The following is a 731-nucleotide window of genomic DNA, read 5'->3' on the forward strand; positions in this document are numbered from 1 at the left end:
TGCGGGCAGGGGTCGGGTTTGCGGCGTGGTCGGCAGACCTGGTTGCGGAGTTGCCCGTCGCGGCTCCTGGTTTTGCGGGCGGAGTGGACGGGTCCGAAGGAGGGGGCGGTGAAGGTGACGAACGCGCACGGGTGCTGGCTGACCGAGGACGGGATGCCTTTGCCTCCGGTGAGGCCGGCCAGGACGAGTTGGTAGGTATCGCCCCGGTAGGTCTCGGCGCAGGAGGGGCAGACGGCGGCGCGGCGGTTGCCGCAGGCTTTGTAGATGACGCCGTCGGGCATGTCGTCGGTGTGGCGGGTGGAGATGATCCGGGCGGTGCGCTCGGAGATGACGTGTGATTCGCCGCGTAGCTGGATCGGGCGGATGCAGCCGCCTGCGGAGGCGGTGTGGTCGAGCCAGGCACCATAGTCCGCGGTGGTCGCGGCGCGGTGGATTGCTTCTTCGAGCCCGGAGGCGGCGTTATGACGCCTTCCGGGGTCGAGGGTAGGTCGGCGGCTGTCGAGAGGGATGAGTGGCTGTTGGAGGCCCGTCACGGCCTGTGCGGTGCTGTCGTTGGCGTTGTCACTCGTGGTCATGCTCGGGTCCTCCTTTCGAGACGTTTGGGTTCTGTTTCCGGGGGCTACCGGGGGCGCTACGACCGCCCTTTGAGTCCCGGCCGGGAGTTGGGTGGGTCGAGGTCTCGGCGTTCGGCCCATGTGCGCCGGGACCGCCCCGGTTGACGGTTACGTGTC

General features: G+C 68.8%; 1 protein-coding gene. It reads right to left on the reverse strand.

Translation table 11 applies throughout. The features are described from left to right. Nucleotides 1-575, reverse strand: a 575-nt coding sequence (locus DIZ26_RS38050) for a replication initiator (protein WP_332872756.1), incomplete at its 3' end; no start/stop codon positions are given. Between the last annotated feature and the right edge of the window lie 156 nt (nucleotides 576-731).

This window comes from Kribbella monticola (assembly GCF_003261635.1).
Lineage (GTDB): Bacteria > Actinomycetota > Actinomycetes > Propionibacteriales > Kribbellaceae > Kribbella > Kribbella monticola.